3 protein-coding genes and 1 tRNA gene are annotated in these 1,163 nt (G+C 68.9%); all 4 read left to right on the top strand.

What is annotated here, in order from left to right; genetic code table 11:
- The coding region (locus tag GWK15_RS26475; protein WP_209442117.1) for an EF-Tu C-terminal domain-related protein at positions 1-91 on the top strand (91 nt) is incomplete at its 5' end.
- A 71-nt stretch (positions 92-162) separates the two neighbouring features.
- A tRNA-Trp gene (locus GWK15_RS25550) sits at positions 163-239 on the top strand.
- A 75-nt stretch (positions 240-314) separates the two neighbouring features.
- Positions 315-515, top strand: a complete 201-nt coding sequence (secE, locus tag GWK15_RS25545) for a preprotein translocase subunit SecE (RefSeq protein WP_456306877.1) — start codon at positions 315-317, stop codon at positions 513-515.
- A 13-nt stretch (positions 516-528) separates the two neighbouring features.
- Entirely contained in the window at positions 529-1,065 is a 537-nt protein-coding gene (nusG, locus tag GWK15_RS25540) for a transcription termination/antitermination protein NusG (protein WP_168044430.1), read from the top strand.
- Positions 1,066-1,163 lie beyond the last annotated feature (98 nt).

Below are 1,163 nucleotides of genomic sequence, written 5' to 3'. Positions count from 1 at the left end.
GCCGATCGCCATGGACGAAGGCCTGCGCTTCGCGATCCGCGAAGGCGGCCGCACCGTCGGCGCCGGCGTCGTCGCCAAGATCACGAAGTAAAAAGGGCCGTCAGGGCCTTGAGTCCCCGGCGCGCGGCGGTAGTGTTGCCGCCCCGCGCGCCGGGACCGAATAGGGGCGTAGCTCAATTGGCTAGAGCGCCGGTCTCCAAAACCGGAGGTTGGGGGTTCGAGACCCTCCGCCCCTGCCACTCCTGCCCGCCGCGGCAATTCTCAGCGTGGGTGGCGACCCTGACGGGACGCCGCCCTCACTCGTTCCAGAGGTAATGGTCTTGGCAAAGCCCGATCCGGCGCAGTTCGTCCGGGAAGTCCGCCAGGAAGTGGCCCGGGTGACCTGGCCCTCGCGCAAGGAGACGCTCGTCACCACCGGTCTGGTGCTGGCGCTGTCGGCGCTGGCCGCGGTGTTCTTCCTGGTGACGGACCAGCTGATCCAGCTGGTCATGCGCCTTGTGTTCAAGATCGGCTGAAGGGGACGCCGCCGTGGCCGACAAGAAGTGGTACGTGGTCCATGTCTACTCGGGCTTCGAGAAGAAGATCGCCGAGCAGATCAAGCAGCAGGCCGCGCAGAAGGGCCTCGCGGACAAGTTCGACGAGGTGCTGGTCCCGACCGAGCAGATCACCGAGGTTCGCCGGGGCCAGAAGGTCGACACCGACCGCAAGTTCTTCCCCGGCTACGTGCTGGTGAAGATGGAGATGACCGACGACGCGTGGCACCTGGTGAAGGACACGCCGAAGGTCACGGGCTTCCTGGGCGCACGCAACAAGCCTCAGCCGGTCCCCGCGAGCGAGGCCGAGCGCCTGCTGAAGCAGGTGCAGGAAGGCGTCGAGAAGCCGCGCAAGCCCGCCGTCATCTTCGAGGTGGGCGAGCAGGTCCGCGTCGCCGACGGCCCCTTCACGTCCTTCAACGGCGTGGTGGAGGAAGTCGACGAGGAGAAGGGCCGCGTGAAGGTGTCGGTCTCGATCTTCGGGCGCTCGACGCCGGTCGACCTGGAATACGGGCAGGTCGAGAAGCTGTAAGGGGGCCCCGGGGGGGCCGCCCCCCGGCCCTCCCCGGGGGGGCGGGGGCCCCCCCGGGACCCCCGTTTCTGGGGCGCCAACCCCCCCGGGCCGGCTCG

Origin of the sequence: Neoroseomonas oryzicola (assembly GCF_012163135.1) — a bacterium.
Taxonomy (GTDB): Bacteria; Pseudomonadota; Alphaproteobacteria; order Acetobacterales; family Acetobacteraceae; genus Neoroseomonas; species Neoroseomonas oryzicola.
Note: the sequence above shows the minus strand (reverse complement) of the source record. Positions and strands in the feature narration are given on the sequence as shown.

Bases quoted from the DNA above. Each gene is read 5' to 3' on its own strand.
- secE (WP_456306877.1), top strand. From the start codon at position 315: ATGGTCTTGGCAAAGCCCGATCCGGCGCAGTTCGTCCGGGAAGTCCGC.